General features: G+C 66.5%; 16 protein-coding genes. 3 read left to right on the forward strand and 13 right to left on the reverse strand.

Translation table 11 applies throughout. The features are described 5' to 3' along the window. Positions 1 to 6: 6 nt before the first annotated feature. The 12 genes from WN72_RS32815 to WN72_RS32870 form a co-directional block, all read right to left on the reverse strand. Positions 7 to 549 carry a tripartite tricarboxylate transporter TctB family protein gene (locus tag WN72_RS32815; protein WP_092219972.1) on the reverse strand — a complete coding sequence of 181 codons (543 nt, stop codon included), beginning with the start codon at positions 547 to 549 and terminating at the stop codon, positions 7 to 9. 194 nt (positions 550 to 743) lie between these two features. Then, positions 744 to 1,718 (reverse strand): Bug family tripartite tricarboxylate transporter substrate binding protein, encoded by a 975-nt coding sequence (locus WN72_RS32820; protein ID WP_167381153.1) that lies wholly within the window; start codon positions 1,716 to 1,718, stop codon positions 744 to 746. Between the two features lie 486 nt (positions 1,719 to 2,204). Further along, entirely contained in the window at positions 2,205 to 2,801 is a 597-nt protein-coding gene (locus WN72_RS32825; protein ID WP_244553989.1) for a hypothetical protein, read from the reverse strand. A gap of 109 nt (positions 2,802 to 2,910) precedes the next feature. Further along, positions 2,911 to 3,504 (reverse strand): type II secretion system protein GspM, encoded by a 594-nt coding sequence (gspM, locus tag WN72_RS32830; RefSeq protein WP_244553988.1) that lies wholly within the window; start codon positions 3,502 to 3,504, stop codon positions 2,911 to 2,913. After that, positions 3,501 to 4,538 (reverse strand): PilN domain-containing protein, encoded by a 1,038-nt coding sequence (locus WN72_RS32835; RefSeq protein WP_167381152.1) that lies wholly within the window; start codon positions 4,536 to 4,538, stop codon positions 3,501 to 3,503. Before WN72_RS32835 ends, gspM begins: the two co-directional genes overlap by 4 nt. A 1-nt stretch (position 4,539) precedes the next feature. Next, on the reverse strand, positions 4,540 to 5,454 hold the full coding sequence (locus WN72_RS32840; protein ID WP_244553987.1) for a type II secretion system minor pseudopilin: 915 nt from the start codon (positions 5,452 to 5,454) through the stop codon (positions 4,540 to 4,542). Next, positions 5,451 to 6,155, reverse strand: a complete 705-nt coding sequence (locus tag WN72_RS32845) for a general secretion pathway protein GspJ (protein WP_092219966.1) — start codon at positions 6,153 to 6,155, stop codon at positions 5,451 to 5,453. The genes WN72_RS32840 and WN72_RS32845 overlap by 4 nt, the downstream gene beginning before the upstream one ends. Next, the gene (locus WN72_RS32850; protein ID WP_092219964.1) at positions 6,152 to 6,550 is read right to left on the reverse strand and encodes a type IV pilus modification PilV family protein; all 399 of its coding nucleotides are present in this window, start codon (positions 6,548 to 6,550) and stop codon (positions 6,152 to 6,154) included. The genes WN72_RS32845 and WN72_RS32850 overlap by 4 nt, the downstream gene beginning before the upstream one ends. Continuing rightward, complete coding sequence (locus WN72_RS32855; protein ID WP_027564730.1) at positions 6,528 to 7,022, reverse strand: prepilin-type N-terminal cleavage/methylation domain-containing protein; 495 nt, start codon at positions 7,020 to 7,022, stop codon at positions 6,528 to 6,530. Before WN72_RS32855 ends, WN72_RS32850 begins: the two co-directional genes overlap by 23 nt. After that, on the reverse strand, positions 6,985 to 7,440 hold the full coding sequence (gspG, locus tag WN72_RS32860; RefSeq protein ID WP_027564731.1) for a type II secretion system major pseudopilin GspG: 456 nt from the start codon (positions 7,438 to 7,440) through the stop codon (positions 6,985 to 6,987). Before gspG ends, WN72_RS32855 begins: the two co-directional genes overlap by 38 nt. A 44-nt stretch (positions 7,441 to 7,484) precedes the next feature. Next, positions 7,485 to 8,696, reverse strand: coding sequence for a type II secretion system F family protein (locus WN72_RS32865; RefSeq protein ID WP_092219962.1), 1,212 nt, complete (start codon positions 8,694 to 8,696; stop codon positions 7,485 to 7,487). 5 nt (positions 8,697 to 8,701) lie between these two features. Further along, positions 8,702 to 10,387 carry a GspE/PulE family protein gene (locus WN72_RS32870; RefSeq protein WP_194482935.1) on the reverse strand — a complete coding sequence of 562 codons (1,686 nt, stop codon included), beginning with the start codon at positions 10,385 to 10,387 and terminating at the stop codon, positions 8,702 to 8,704. A gap of 86 nt (positions 10,388 to 10,473) precedes the next feature. On the opposite strand from WN72_RS32870, the gene WN72_RS47910 reads away from it, so the two are divergent. From WN72_RS47910 to WN72_RS32880, 3 genes are read left to right on the forward strand one after another with little or no spacing between them, the layout of a single operon-like run. Next, entirely contained in the window at positions 10,474 to 10,719 is a 246-nt protein-coding gene (locus WN72_RS47910) for an RIFT barrel domain-containing protein (protein WP_430640409.1), read from the forward strand. After that, the gene (gene gspD, locus WN72_RS32875) at positions 10,616 to 12,910 is read left to right on the forward strand and encodes a type II secretion system secretin GspD (protein ID WP_244553986.1); all 2,295 of its coding nucleotides are present in this window, start codon (positions 10,616 to 10,618) and stop codon (positions 12,908 to 12,910) included. Before WN72_RS47910 ends, gspD begins: the two co-directional genes overlap by 104 nt. Before the next feature lie 59 nt (positions 12,911 to 12,969). After that, complete coding sequence (locus tag WN72_RS32880) at positions 12,970 to 13,566, forward strand: prepilin peptidase (protein ID WP_092219956.1); 597 nt, start codon at positions 12,970 to 12,972, stop codon at positions 13,564 to 13,566. A gap of 210 nt (positions 13,567 to 13,776) precedes the next feature. Here the strand turns inward: WN72_RS32880 and WN72_RS32885 are convergent, their stop codons facing one another. Then, complete coding sequence (locus tag WN72_RS32885) at positions 13,777 to 14,322, reverse strand: tetratricopeptide repeat protein (protein WP_244553985.1); 546 nt, start codon at positions 14,320 to 14,322, stop codon at positions 13,777 to 13,779. Between the last annotated feature and the right edge of the window lie 59 nt (positions 14,323 to 14,381).

The raw sequence follows: 14,381 nt of genomic DNA on the forward strand, positions 1-14,381 counted from the left end.
GACCGCCTAGTGGCCGAAGGCCGCTTCGAGCGGCCCCTTCGGCATGATGACGTCGAAGGCGATGTCGAAGGTGACGAACATGATCGCCGTGAACAGGAAAGCGGTGAGCAGCGACTTCCACAGCGCGATCTTGCCGACGAGGCGCATGAAGCCCGCGATCAAGAGGAAGCTCGCGACATAGAGGCCGAGGAACTGCGTCACCGCGCAGAACAGCAGCGTCGGCACGAACACCGCCATGACGCGGCGGGCCTGCGCGCGCGTCACGAAGGTCTCGGATGCCTTGCGGTGGGCGATCAGCGCCACGACCAGACCATAGAGGCTGCCGCCGCCGAGGATGACGGAAAGATAGAACGGGAAATAGCCTGGCTCGGGCCCGGTCGCGTCCCAGGACGCGCCGGTGCGCCAATTGTCGTAGCCGAGCGTGACGGCGAGCGCGAGCAGCAACAGGCAGACGACGATCTCGATCGCGCCGGAGGAGACGACGGAGCGAGAGTCGTCTTCAGGCGCGGTCGGATCGTCGACGACGATTTCAAGATCGGTTTGGGACATGCTCTGTTCTTAGGGACGGAGTGCGATCAATTCTCCCTCTCCCCGCCTGCGGGGAGAGGGTTGGGGCGAGGGGGAGTCTCCACGGGGACGGCGAGAGTTGAACTCGTGGAGAGAGCCCCTCACCCCGCCCCTCCCAGCGCGAGCGAAGCTCGTCGCTCCCCCGTAAGAACGGGGACAGGGAGTAGAAGAGACGACTACTTCGCTACGAAACCGGCTTCCGTCATCAGCGACTTGTTCTGGGCGTCGTCCTCTTCGAGGAATTGCACCATGTCCTTGCCGGTGAGGAAGATCGGCTTCAACGCCTGCTTCTCCATGTAGTCCTTGTACTCGGCGGTCTGCGTCACCTTGTGGAACAGCTCGACATAGAATGCCTGCTGCTCCGGCGTGACCTTGCCGGGCAGGAACATCGCGCGCAGCATCAGATACTGCACGTCGACGCCCTCCTCCTTGCAGGTCGGGATATCGGCCCAGGACTGCGTGTCCGTCACCTTGCTGGTGTAGGAGATGCGCTCCTTGTCGAACACGCAGAGCGGACGCACCTGGCCCGCGCGCCAGACCTCGAGATTTTCGCTAGGATTGTTGACGTTGGCTTCGGTGTGGTTGCCGACGAGCTGGGTCGCGGCCTCGCCGCCGGACTTGTAGGGCAGATAGGAGAACTTTGCGCCGGTCTTCTGCTCCAGGAACACGGTCAGCACGTGGTCCTCGCGCTTGGAGCCGGTGCCGCCCATCTTGAACGGTGAGCTCGCGGCCTTCGCAGCCGCGACGAACTCCTTCACGGTCTTGGGGCCGGCGCTGTTGTCCCACAACACGAACTGGTCGAGCGCGATCACCGAGACCGGGGTCAGCTCACGCCAGTTGAACGGGATCTTCGCCGACAGCGGCAGCATGTAGATCAGCGAATAGGCGATCAGCACCTTGTTCGGATCGCCCTCGCTCGACTTCATGTACATCAGCGCTTCCGCGCCCGAGGCACCGCCCTTGAGCGAGACCACGATCGGCTGCTTCATCAGGTTGTTCTTCAGGATCGCGGCCTGCATCATGCGCGCCATCTGGTCGGAGGCGCCGCCCGCGCCCGCTGCCACCACGATCTCCACCGGTTTGGTCGGCTCCCAGCCGGCAAAGGCCGGCGTGCCGCAAAGCGCGACCGCCAGCGTGATTGCAGCCTTCATTCCATGTCCCACGCGCGTCTTCCCCAAGTTTTTTGCCTATGTTCTTGTTCGGATTGGCAATTCGCGAAGTCTCGCGGATCGCATTGTGCGGGCGAATACCGGCCAGTTCAAGCCGGGCCGGCACCGCCCCGCTTATGACTTTGGAATGAGATGGATTGCAAGCGCCCGGTTGCAATCGATCTTCCAAGAGCGGTCCGCGCCGCCACCAATCTGCAGTCGATGGCCGCTCCTTTGCGTGCTGAGAGATGCCTCGTATTGTTCCCGCCATGCGGGTTCGGATGGCGCGGCGTTGGCTAGGATGGCAGAACTGCTTTCGATGACGCGCCGCTTCCCAAACTACTTTGCCACCAATCATTTGCGCTTTGCTCCGGTCGCGACAGATGGCGTCTCGCTGCCGGCGAGATGGACCGCAATGCGGTCAAAGAACCCAGAGGGCCAATGGACGCGATCGACTGTCACCCAGGAACGCACCGTGCAGGCGGGATGCTATTCAACGGGTGGACTTGCGGGTTCAACCTTCCGCTGCAGTAAGTACATCTCGCTGCGATCGCCTTGCTTGAACGTCACTTCGCGCGGCTGCACCGAGGTCAGCGACCAGCCGCCCAGCGTGTCGCCCTGCCGTAGGCGCACGATCGACTGGTCGGTGCGGTTGACGAGGATCGCGATCGCATCCCCCTCGCCCACCACGGCTCCGACCAGCAGCAGCAGCGGCGGTGGCGCCTCGGCCGGCTTGGGCGGCGGCGGTGCCTGCACCTCTTCGACCGGAGAGGCGGCAACCGCGCGCGGCGGCGGCCGGCGCGAGGCCGAGAAGATCGGGCGTTCCTGGGTCGTCGTCAGCGCCGAGAACGGCACCGCCCACAGCGGATTGCCGCGGGGGACGGGTTTGCTGACAGGTTGCGCCGGGCCCGCGATCGACCGCATCGCGCCGACATCGACGCTTTCGGCGGGGCTGCCCGCGGCATCGTCGGACAGGATATCCATGCGCGAAGAGGTCGCGGCCGGAGCCTCGGCAATGCCCTGAGCCGTCAATGCGGCTGCCGCGCACAGCGCAGCCAATCCTGTCGGTCTCAGCCACCCGGACATCGAAAATTCCCTTGGAAGCTCGCGGGACGCTCGTCGCAGCAAACTAGTTCCGATGCGCGTCGCCATCAACCCGCATCGAACCGGAACCCGGGCGACCGGCCAAAGCCCCCTATTTGCCCGCCTGCCATTGGCCGGAGACACCCAGGATCACCCTGACGCGGCCGGTGCCGGCCTCGTTCAGCGCAGTGGTCTGCGGCACCTGGACATCGAGCTGATCGACGTAGAGGAACGGCATGCCGGCTTCGAGATCGTAGAGCAGCTTCTGAAGCGCCGGCTGGTCCAGCTCGCAGCTCACGACGAGACCGACGAAGCCGTCCTTCACTTGCGCGCCCGTGACGTCGACCTGCGAGGACTGCACCGAGCCGCCGACATTGCCGACTGCGGCCGCAACCCGCTGCAACAGATTGGCGCCCGCGACCGTCACTGTCGGCCCTTCCAGGAACGGCGTGCCCGGATGCTCGGCCAAAGCTGCCGCGGCATTCTTGGCGCCACCCTTGCGGCCGCGCAGCTGGTCGAGCAGGTCAGAGGTTTGCGCCAGCGCCTGGCGATGGGCGATGACGTCGGCGATCGACAGGCCCGCCATCAGCAGCAGCCCACCGGCAACCGCCACATAGAGCGTGACCGCGATCAGCGGCGAGCTTGCGAGCGCCCGCGTGACCGCATTTCCTCCGGCGACCTTGGCGCTGCTCATGGTGCTGTTCATGGCACGTTCCTTGGCTCGATCTGCGCCTCGATGTGGAAGCGCTCGCCGGGATCGGACGAGCTGCGCGTGGTCGGAGCATAGAAGGTCGCGCGGGTGAAATGCTGGGACTGCTCGATTAGCGGGATCAGCGAGGGCGCATCGCGGGTGATGCCGCCGATCTGGAGCTTGTTGCCGGCCAGATGCAGCTCGGTGACATAGGTATGATCGGGCAATATCCGACTGAGCGACTCCAGCACGATCACGCTCGCCGGCGTCTCGTATTTGCGCCGTTCCAGCTGGGCGAGCGGCGAGCGCTCGCCGCCGTCGGCACCGCGGAGCGCGGCGCGGCGCTGGGTGATCTGCCGTTCGAGTTCGCTCTCCTGCGCGCTGAGGCTGTCAGCGAGATAGCCTGCTGCGACCGATCCGATCACCGCGGCGACGGCGGCGAAGGCCAGCACCAGTTGCAGCGTCCGGCTCAGCCGCGCCGGGTCGACCGCCCCGCGCGATCTCTGCTCGAACACCTTGATGCGCCCGCCCTCGGCCGTCTCAGTCGCAACCGCGATCGCCGCCGGATGGAAGGGCGCGACCGCCTCGACATAGCCCATCGCCAGCTTGCGCGGGGCCGCCGCGATCTCGGTGGTGATGCTCTCGCTGCCGTGCGCCACCGGAGCGCTGCAACCGAAGACGGCGTCGCCCGCGCTCCACGGCGTCAGCCGGTCTATCTGCGCCCGCACGATGCCCTCGAGGAAATCGGCCGCGCGCGCCGGCAGCTCCAGCGGACGGAACAGGAAGCGCGCCGGCCGCAGCACGATCTCGACGCGGCTGCCGCGGACGATCTGCGCCAGGTTGGGGCTTGCGAACTTGCCGTCCTCGAACGCGATCTCCTTCGAACCGTTCTCCGGCTTCGCCGTCTCCAGCGCGAACGCGCCGGTCTCGGTCTCGACCAGCCGCACCACGCGCGGCGACACCATCCGCTCGAGGCCGGCAACCGCCGTGCCGGCCACGGTGCCGGTCCAGGTATCGAGAATGGCGCGGAGGGAATCGAGCGAACTCATCTCACAGAGGCTTTCCGGCAGAGCCGTCATAGGCGTTGTGCCACGACAATACACGATACGGCTCATCGCTGCCTTCGAGAAGCAGGATGACGATCTCGGCCGAGTTGCGCCGGTGCGACGGCGCCTCGGCAACGACTGTCAGCCGGTAGGCCCGCGAGCCGTCGGTCGTCGCGTTGGCGCTCCCGGCGAGGGTGACCAGGGAGCGCGGATCGACCTTGGGGTCAGTGCGGTCGCGCAGCACCTGTTGCAGCGTCTCGGGCGTCATGCCCGGCAGCGCCGCCAGCACCTGCGGCGCTGCGTCCAGCAGATTCACCGTCCGCATGTTGCTGAACACGGTGACGAAGGGCAGCACACGCTCGATGACGGCCGCCGGAATTCCGCGCACGAGCCAGAGCTCGTCACTGTGCGGAAACGGCGCATGGCGCGGTAGATAGGGCGCACCGAGCGTGCGGTAGAAGGAATCCTCCGGATTGTCCTGGCCGGCCTCCGTCGAGGTGCGCCAGGCGAGGATCCGGTCGGCATAGACGGGCGCGTCGCTCGCGGAGACGCCGAGCGCCGTCATCAGGCCCGCCAGCATCGGCTTCGGCGCCATGTTGAGATCGAGGCGCGCGGCCTCCGAGCGGAACGTTACGCTGACCCGGCCTGCGCCGACGCGGGCATTGAAGGTGCCGCTGGTCGGACGCACGGCTTCGTTCTGCGCCGAGAGCCGGTAGGCCGTGAGCTCGAGCCCGGCGTTGATCAGCGCATCGGTCTGCAACCGGTCGGCGTTGACAGCGACGGTGACGGCCGTGTTGGTGACATAGGTCAGATAGATCAGCGCGAGCGTCGCCAGCGCCGCCAGCATCCAGAGCACCGCGACGACGATGAAGCCGCGGGAATCGCGCAGCTCTCTGCAATTCTGCGCCGGACGGCTCACAATTGCTGCTCCTCTTTCTGCGCCTGTTGCGGCCCGCCGCGCGCCGCGACGCAGGTCGCCGGATTCTTGGCCCGCGCGCATTCGGCCGGCGCGGTGATGTGCGGGATCACCGCGCCCGAGACCGCGAGCACCTGCCCGGTCGCGCTGTTGCGCACGGTGATGCGGATGCGATCCGGCAGTTGCGGCTGGCCGCGCCAGGTCGGCTGCCACTGGCCGTCCGGCCCGGCATAGGAGAAGCTCAGGCGGAACGGCGCGCGGATCAGCACGACCTGGTCGACAAAGCGGATCTGCCCGTCGGTCGGCATCGGCTGGAACGGCGCGCGCTCGCGCACCAGCGCCAGCCCCTGCGAGTCCGCCTTCTCGATCAGGCGGATGAATTCGAGACCCGGTCGCGTGCTCGGGCCAATCGCGGTGCGCAGGAACGTCACCGACAATTCGGCGCCGTCGAACAGCGGCACCTTGGCATCGCCGTTCACAGTGATCTGCTCGGCGACCGAGAGGTCGGCGACGATGCGGTCGAGCCCGGTCGCGAGACGCTCGGCCCGCTGCACGCGGGCGATGCCGCGATTCCAGTTCGGCAGCCATTGCGCCGTCACCGTCGCCAGCGCCGCCAGGATGAGCGTCATCAGCAGCGTCGCAAGCAACACTTCGAGCAGGGTGAAGCCCGCTTCGTCGGCCAGCGCGCGGCGCAGGCGCTTCATTGTGCGGCCCTCGGTACCAGCTTCACCGTCGTGATCTGGATCGCCGCTCCGTCGGCGCGCTGGAGCCGCAGATTGACGGCCATCGGCACGAAGCGGTTGGCGGCGGGATCATCGCCCGCCACGTTCATCGGCGTGATGTCGACGCGCCAGCGGCTGCCGGCCAGCTCGCCGCTCTGCCGGCCCGGCTTGAGCAAGGCCCGCGGCGGCAGATCCGCGAGCAGCCGCTCTGCGGTGCCGGCCAGCACCAGGCGCTGGTCGATCGAACGCGTGCCCTTCGCCGTCGTGGCGATGACCGAGCCGATGGTTCCGAGCACGGCCACGATGATCGCAAGCGCCACCAGCGCCTCGATCAGGGTGAAGCCGGCGGCGCCGTCAGAGCAGCTTCTGCGGGACAATCTCGACGCCTCCGGTCAGCCAGTTGACGCGCACCTCATAACCCATGCCGGGCCGCGCCAGCGCGATCGTGCCGCCGCACGACATGCCCGACGGAAAGAAATCGATCGACTGTCCCGCCGTCCGGTTGGCACAGCGCGAGGCCAAGGTCGCCGCCACGACCACGTCGCGGGGCAGACGGATGATTTGCCCGGTGACGCCGGAACGGATCGCACGCGCCTCTGCATCCACCGTGGTCGTCACTCTGGTCTGCCGGCGCAGCGCCGCGTTGCGGTCGGCCTTCAGCAGCGCCGCGGTCTCAACCGCATAGCTCTCCAGCTTGGCGCGCGTCGTCGTGCGCGGGACCGCCGGCAGGATGATTGCCGCGAGCAAGCCGATGATGGCGAGCACGCACAGGATCTCGATCAGCGCAAAGCCGCGCGCCTCAGCGAGGCCCTCAGCGCGCGCCGCTGACAATGTCGGCTGCCGTACCACTGCCGCCTTCCTGGCCGTCCGATCCGAGCGAGATGATCTCGTAAGGCGCGCTCGCGCCCGGCGAGCGATAGACGTAGATGTGGCCCCATGGATCGTTCGGCACCATGCCGCCGCGCAAATAGGGGCCGTTCCAGCCCGCCTGGTTGTTGCTGCGGGTCAGCGCGGTGAGGCCCTCGTTCGACGTCGGATAGCGGCCGAGATCGAGGTAATAGAGATCGAGCGCACTGGAAAAGCTCTCGATCTGGATCTTCGCCGCCTTCGCCTTGGACTCGCTGAGATAGTTCAGCACCCGCGGGCCGACCAGCGCCATGATCATCCCGATGATGGTGATGACGACCAGCATCTCGACGAGCGTGAAGCCGGCTTCGCCTCGGCCTGCGCGCCGCCGGCTGCGCCTTGACGATGGATGTTTGGTCACTTCAAGTCTCTCCCCTTACCTGCCCGTTACTCGCGTAGCCTGGCCTAACCGACAATCTGGCTCACCGACATCAGCGCCGTCATCACCGAGGTGATCAGGCCGCCGACCACCAGCGAGATCGCGATGATCGCCGCCGGCCCCGCGATGCCGACCGCACGGTCGAGCGTTCGCTGCAACTTCGTTTCGTAGAATTCTGCGACGCGCCCCGAGAGCATCGGCAATTGCCCGGTCTCGTCGCCGAGCCGGAGCATGCGCACCGCCATCGCCGGCAGCGCCTCGGTGTCGGCCAGCGCGTCGGAGAGCTTGGAGCCATGGCGAACGCGATCGGCGGCATCGCTCCAGACCGTGGACGGTCCGGTCGTCGCCATCATGTCGATCAGGATGCGCAGCGTGGTGGTGAGATTGACGCCGCTGCCGAGCAGCAGACCTAGATTGCGGCAGAACAGCGCCGTCCGGTACGCGCTCATCACGTTGCGGATCGCCGGCAGACGCACGATCGCATTGGTGATGCCGCGGCGGATCCGCTGCTGCCGCAGCAACAGCCATGCCGCTGCGATCGTGGCGGCAAGGCCGGCCAGCATCGTGTCGGAATTGCTGCGCAGGAAGGTCGAGATGTTGAGGAAGACGCCGACCACTGGATCGACCTTGGCATCGAAATCCTGCAAGACGCTGGCGAATTGGGGCAGCACGAAGCTGAGGAAGAACAGCAGCACGCAGCCGGCCGCGCCGAGCACGAATATCGGATAGCGGATCGCATCCGACAGCCGGCGCCTCAAGGCCTCGCCACGCGCGCGCTCGCCGGCCAGCACCTCCAGCACCTGATCGAGGGATCCCGAGGCTTCGCCAACCCGGACCAACGCGATATACATCGCCGGGAACAGCCCCTCGTGCCGTGCCAGCGCCTCGGCGAAGCTTTCACCGGAGACGACGCGCGAACGGATGTCGGCCACGACCGGGCGCAGCCGGCCGAAATCGGGATCGGCTGCGAGCAGCTCCAACCCGTCATTGATGCGGGCGCCGGCGCGCAGCAACAGCGCGAGGTCGCGAGTGAAGATCGTGACGTCTTCCGGCTTCGGCTTGTTGAAGAGGCTGAAGACGCCGGCGGCCGCGCCGCCCTCCTCCGGCGTGACGTTGTCGACCAGCACGAGGCCGAGCCGCTCGATCCGCGGCCCGACGTCGCCCGGCGCGGGCGCAGCAATGGCGCCGGAGATCAGTTCGCCGTTGGCATTGAGCGCGCGGTAGCGATAGTTCGGCATGGGTTCTAGCGCACCGTCGTCACGCGGAAGACCTCGGGTACGGTGGTGAGCCCGGCCCGGCATTTGGCGACCGCATCCTCCAGCATCGTCGTCATGCCGCCGCGCATCGCGGCGGAATCGATGGAGTGGGAGTCGGTCTGCGGCCCGATCAGCCCGCGCACCTCATCGGACATTTCGAGGATCTCGAACACGCCGTTGCGGCCGCGATAGCCGGTGCCGCCGCAGCGTTCGCAGCCGCCAGCCTCGTGCACGACCTCGCCGCACTTGAAGCCGATCACCGCAAAGCGCGGGTCCTTGGCAAGATCGGCCTCGGTCAGCGTATGCGGCACCTTGCAGCGGTCGCAGAGCATGCGCACGAGGCGCTGCGCCACCACGGCGCGCAAGGTGGACTTCAGCAGAAATCCCTCGATGCCGAGATCGATCAGGCGCGGCACGGCGGCCGCTGCCGTCTCGGTGTGCAACGTCGTCAACACGAGATGGCCGGTCAGCGCGGCATGGATGGCGATATGAGCGGTCTCGGCGTCGCGGACCTCGCCGACCATGATCACGTCGGGGTCCTGGCGCACGAAGGCGCGCATGGCGGAGGCGAAGGTCAGCCCGATCGACGGCTTGACCTGCGACTGGTTGATGCCCGGAATCTCGTACTCGACGGGATCCTCGATGGTGAGGATCTTGCGTGTCGGCTCGTTCAGGATCGACAGCATGGTCGCAAGCGTCGTGGTCTTGCCGCTGCCGGTCGGCCCGGTGATGACGATCATGCCGTGCGGCATCGCCAGCATCCGCGTCATCGCGCCCTCGTCGCGCGCGCCGAGCCCGAGCTTGCTCATCTCCAGCAGGCCGCGGTCGCGCGGCAACAGACGGATGACGGCGCTCTCGCCATGCTGCGTCGGCATGGTGGCGACACGAACGTCGATCTCGCTGCGCCCGACGCGCACGCGCGCGGCGCCGTCCTGCGGCAGGCGCCGTTCGGCGATGTTGAGGCTGGCGAGAATCTTGATGCGCGAGATCAGCGCCTGCGGCGGGATGGCTTGCGGCGACGACAGCGCGCGCAGCAGGCCGTCCACGCGCATGCGCACCGTGAGCCCGGCGCGGAATGGCTCGACGTGAATGTCACTGGCACGCAAGTCCACCGCGCGCTCCAATAGATCATTGAGCGCGCGCACCACAGGTGCGCCGCTGGCGAGATCGCGCAGGCTTTCGATGTCGTCGTCGGACTGCTGCTGCAACCGGACGCCTTCGTCCGCACTTGTTTCGGCGGCGCCGGTCCTTTGGTCGAGAGCTGTCGTAATATCTTCATACGACGCGACGACAATGTCGACCCGTGTGCCGAAGACAATCTCGGCGGCGCGGATGGCGGCGGCATCCAAAGGATCGGCAATCGCTATTCCATAAGTTCCGTTCGAAGAGCGGAATGGAAATATGGTCGATTCCCGCAGGAATCTATGTGAGAAGCCGTCGAGGCAAGGCGTGATTGACAGTAACTGCGGAAGACCCAGCCGCGGCAGCCGAAAATGTTCCGAGACCTCGTCGGCAAATTCAGCTGACGAAAGGTCCATTGTCTCCCACAGCTCGCGAAGCGACCGACCGGATCCGGCATCTGTCGGACCATCGAGGCGCGCAAGCGCAGGTGACGGCAACGAGCGCTTTGCAAGAAGATGCTGTTTGAAGGTGTCGACCGCGACGTCTTGCATGCCCTTCACCGCACCACGCTCGTTAGCAACACATCCATCCGGCCTGCTCACGACTATGGAGTCCACGATAGGTTTACTAGCAAGAAATGGCGGCGACGCAAATTTCGGCGCATACGATCCATGACGGATCAAACGCATTTTTCGGCCACTCGAAGCGGCACTCGTCATATTTCGTTCAAACTACTCCAACCGCTTTTGCGCCTCCGGAGAGCGTTGCCTGGAGCGCTCATGCTGTTGTCGTCCGCTTTCCTGCTCGGCGCCTGCATCGTCACCGCCGACCAATCCATCGAGGCCGACCCAAAAGATCCGCGCGCGCAGGACATTGCCGATAAAGTTCGCTCACTCGACCTGCAGCCGCGTCAACCCGCAGATACTGGCGCGAGCGGCATCGCCCAGTCGAAATCGTCCAAGCCCGCAATCTATCTCGGCGATGATGCAACGCCGCAGGGCAGTGCTGTGGCCGAGCGTGATGATGGCGGCGGCAGCGGCTACGATCTCAATTTCGAGAACGCGCCGGTGGCGACCGTCGCGAAGGTGATCCTCGGTGACGTGTTGAATGTCGGCTACACGATCGACCCGCGCGTGCAGGGTACCGTGACGCTGGCCTCGGTGCGCCCGGTGCCCAAGGCGGACGCGGCCTACGTGCTGGAGAACGCGTTGCGCATGTCCGGCGTCGCATTGGTGCGCGACCGTACCGGCTATCGGCTGCTGCCGGCGCCGGAGGCAGGTCCCGGCGGCGTCGACCGCGCGAACGTCGCGGCCGGCCAGGGCATCTCGGTGGTGCCGCTGCGCTATGTCTCGGCCCAGAACATCTTCAAGCTGCTCGACGCCTTCGGCGTCAAGGCCTCGACCATGCGTCCCGACAACGCCCGCAACACGCTGATCATCAGCGGCAGCGGCTCCGACCGGGCGACCGCCGTCGACACCATTCTCTCCTTCGATGCCGACTGGATGCGCGGACAATCCGTCGGCATCTTCCCGGTGCAGAATTCCGCGCCGGAGCCCGTCATCAGCGAGATCGAGAAGATCATGGATTCCGGCGAAGGCGGGATGAGCCAGAACGTGATCAAGCTGCAGGCGATCTCGCGGCTCAACTCGATCCTCGTGGTGAGCCAGAAGCCGGAATATCTGAAGCGCGCGCAAACCTGGATCGCGCGGCTCGACCGCTCCGACACCGACGGGGTGAACCTGAAATCCTATCCGCTGCGCTACGGCAACTCCAAGGTGATCGTGGCGATGCTGAACGACATGCTGCTCAACCAGGGCTCGGCGAACAGCTCGACGCTCGACAACGCGTCGACCCAGATCTCGCCCGGCTCGGGCATGTCGACGACGACGTCGTCCTCCACCAATCCGATCGCCTCGCTGAGCGCATTGCCGACCGCCGCCGCCGGCGCCACCACGCCGGTCAGCGGCCCCGCCGGCTCGGCGTTCAGCGCCCGTCCCGCTCCGGCCGCCTCCGCGACGCCGGCGCAGGACAACGGCCTCGGGGGCGGACTGTCGGGCGGCGGCGGTGCGAAGCCCGGCGCCAACGCCATCCTCCAGAACGTGCGGATCACCGCCGACGTCACCAACAACGCCGTGCTCGTCTACGCCAACCAGGACGCGCAGCGCATCGTCGAGCAGACCATCCGCCAGATCGACCGGCCGCAGCGCCAGATCGCGATCGAGGCGACCATCGCCGAGGTGACGCTGAACAATCAGCTGAACTATGGCGTGCAGTTCTTCCTGGCGAGCCAGAAAGGCTCGATCTCCAACACCATCTCGGGCATCAGCAACAGCGCCACGATCGGCAGCAACACCGAGCCGACGAGCAACGCGGTCAACGCCGCCGCCGGCGCCCTGCTCGGGCGCGCCTTGCCCGGCTTCAATTTCCTGATCGGCTCGGAAAACTCGCCGCGCGTCGTGCTTGATGCGCTGCATAACGTCACCGACGTCAAGGTGCTGTCGAATCCCTCGCTGGTGGTGCTCGACAACCAGGCCGCGACCTTGCAGGTCGGCGACCAGGTGCCGTTCTCGACCGGCACCGCGACCGTGCTGACCGCCAACAACACCGTGGTCAACACCATCGACTACAAGAACACCGGCATCATCCTGCGCGTGCTGCCGCGTGCCAATGCCAACGGCAACGTCGTGCTCGACATCGAGCAGGAGATCTCGAGCGTCGCTGCCGGCAGTGCCAACTCGCTGACGCCGACGATCTCGCAGCGCCGGGTCAAGAGCTCGATCGCGGTGACGAGCGGGCAGACCGTGCTGCTGGCCGGCCTGATCAGCGAGACCGAGAACAGGCAGCGCCAGGGCATTCCGATCCTCGATTCCATTCCCGGCATGGGCGATGCCTTCTCGCATCAGACCAACACGCGTGCCCGCACCGAGCTGATCCTGTTCATCAGGCCGACCGTGATCAAGGACGGCGTCGATGCGCATGTCATCGCCGAGGAGATGCGCACGAAGATGAACAGCCGCCTGGTCGGGACCAGCAATCCCGTGGTAACCGTGAACCCGCCCAAGGTGGCACGCTAGAGCATGATCGGGACAAGCGCGCGGCGGCTTTCCGGAAGGACCATGCCCAGACGATAACCGTGACGGATCAGGTGGCGGACGAAGAGACGGCCCCTTCACTGGCGCTCGGCATCGCCCTGCTGCTGGGCGTGTTCGCGAGCCTCGTCATCGCGCCCGGCGCGGAAGGCCTCTACGGCGCATTCCTGGCCGCGCTGATGCTGGCGATCGCGGCGAATGACGCGCGCCACTACCTCATCCCGAACGAGCTGACGGGCGCAGCTTTTGCCCTCGCCCTGCTCCGCGCCGGCGCCTTCGTACCCGACATCGGCATCGAGGCGCTGCTCTGGCCGCTGGCCCGCGCCGTGGCGGTCGCGTTGCCGCTACTGCTGCTGATGCTGGTCTACCGTTATTGGCGCGGCCGCGACGGGCTCGGGCTCGGCGACGTCAAGCTCGCGGCAGTGTGCGGGGCCTGGCTCGATCTTGCCACCGTGGTTGCGGTGATCGAGCTTGCCGCGCTGCTCGCGATCGGCGCCTATGTCGGCAACGCCGTTCTGCAAAGGAAGCGGCTGCGCGCGACCGCCTTCCTGCCGTTCGGGCTGTTCCTGGCGCCGGCGATCTGGATCGGCTGGCTGGGCGAGACCTGGTATGTGAACTGGCTCGGCGGCTTGCCGGGCTAAGGCCTCATACCGCCACTGGCCGTGATTGGCAGCCCGCCCCGTACAAAAGCTCGAAAACAACCCCATGCACAGTAGACGGGGACAGCTTTATCAATGACTTGTCGGCCGACGCGGGGCAATTTCGGATTTTATGGAATCCATTTGGCACGTCGGGCAAAACACTGGCACGATGTCACCATGGCCGCGGCGCGCCAGCCGGAATATTCGCGATCAATGCTCGCGGCTCGGCGCCCATTCCAGCGCCCGCAGACGGGCCTGCGCGATCTCCCCGCGTGTCATCTTGGTGGTGACGGCATCGCGGATCCGGGCCCGCGACTCCCGCACCGGCGGCGGTGCGGCAGCCGTCGACAGGTTGAGCCATTTGGAGGCCTCGACGATGTCCTGCGGCACGCCCTGGCCGCGGTCATAGAGCAGGCCCAGCGAATATTGCGCGCGGCTGTCGCCCTGCTCCGCCGCGCGGCGGTACCACATCGCGGCTTCCGTGTAGTTCATCGGCACGCCGCGGCCGGTCTCGAACAGGAAGCCGAGATAGGTCTGCGCCGGCGCATTGCCGCGCTCGGCGAGCGGAATGAAGATGCGGGAAGCCGTCACATAGTCCTGACGCTGGAACGCGGCGACGCCCTGGCGGAACGACTGGGCGTGGGCACCGGTGGCACCCATAAGCATCCAGCCGGCGACGCCGAGCAACATGAGCATGTGTCGCAGCGGCCGCCCGCCGTAGCTCGCAGCCTGATCGAGCCCAATCTTCCTCATCATGCAGCATCCCCGCCTATCACGCGGCAGCAGGCTATTCCGAACACATGACAGTATCCATA

Source organism: Bradyrhizobium arachidis (genome assembly GCF_015291705.1).
GTDB lineage: Bacteria > Pseudomonadota > Alphaproteobacteria > Rhizobiales > Xanthobacteraceae > Bradyrhizobium > Bradyrhizobium arachidis.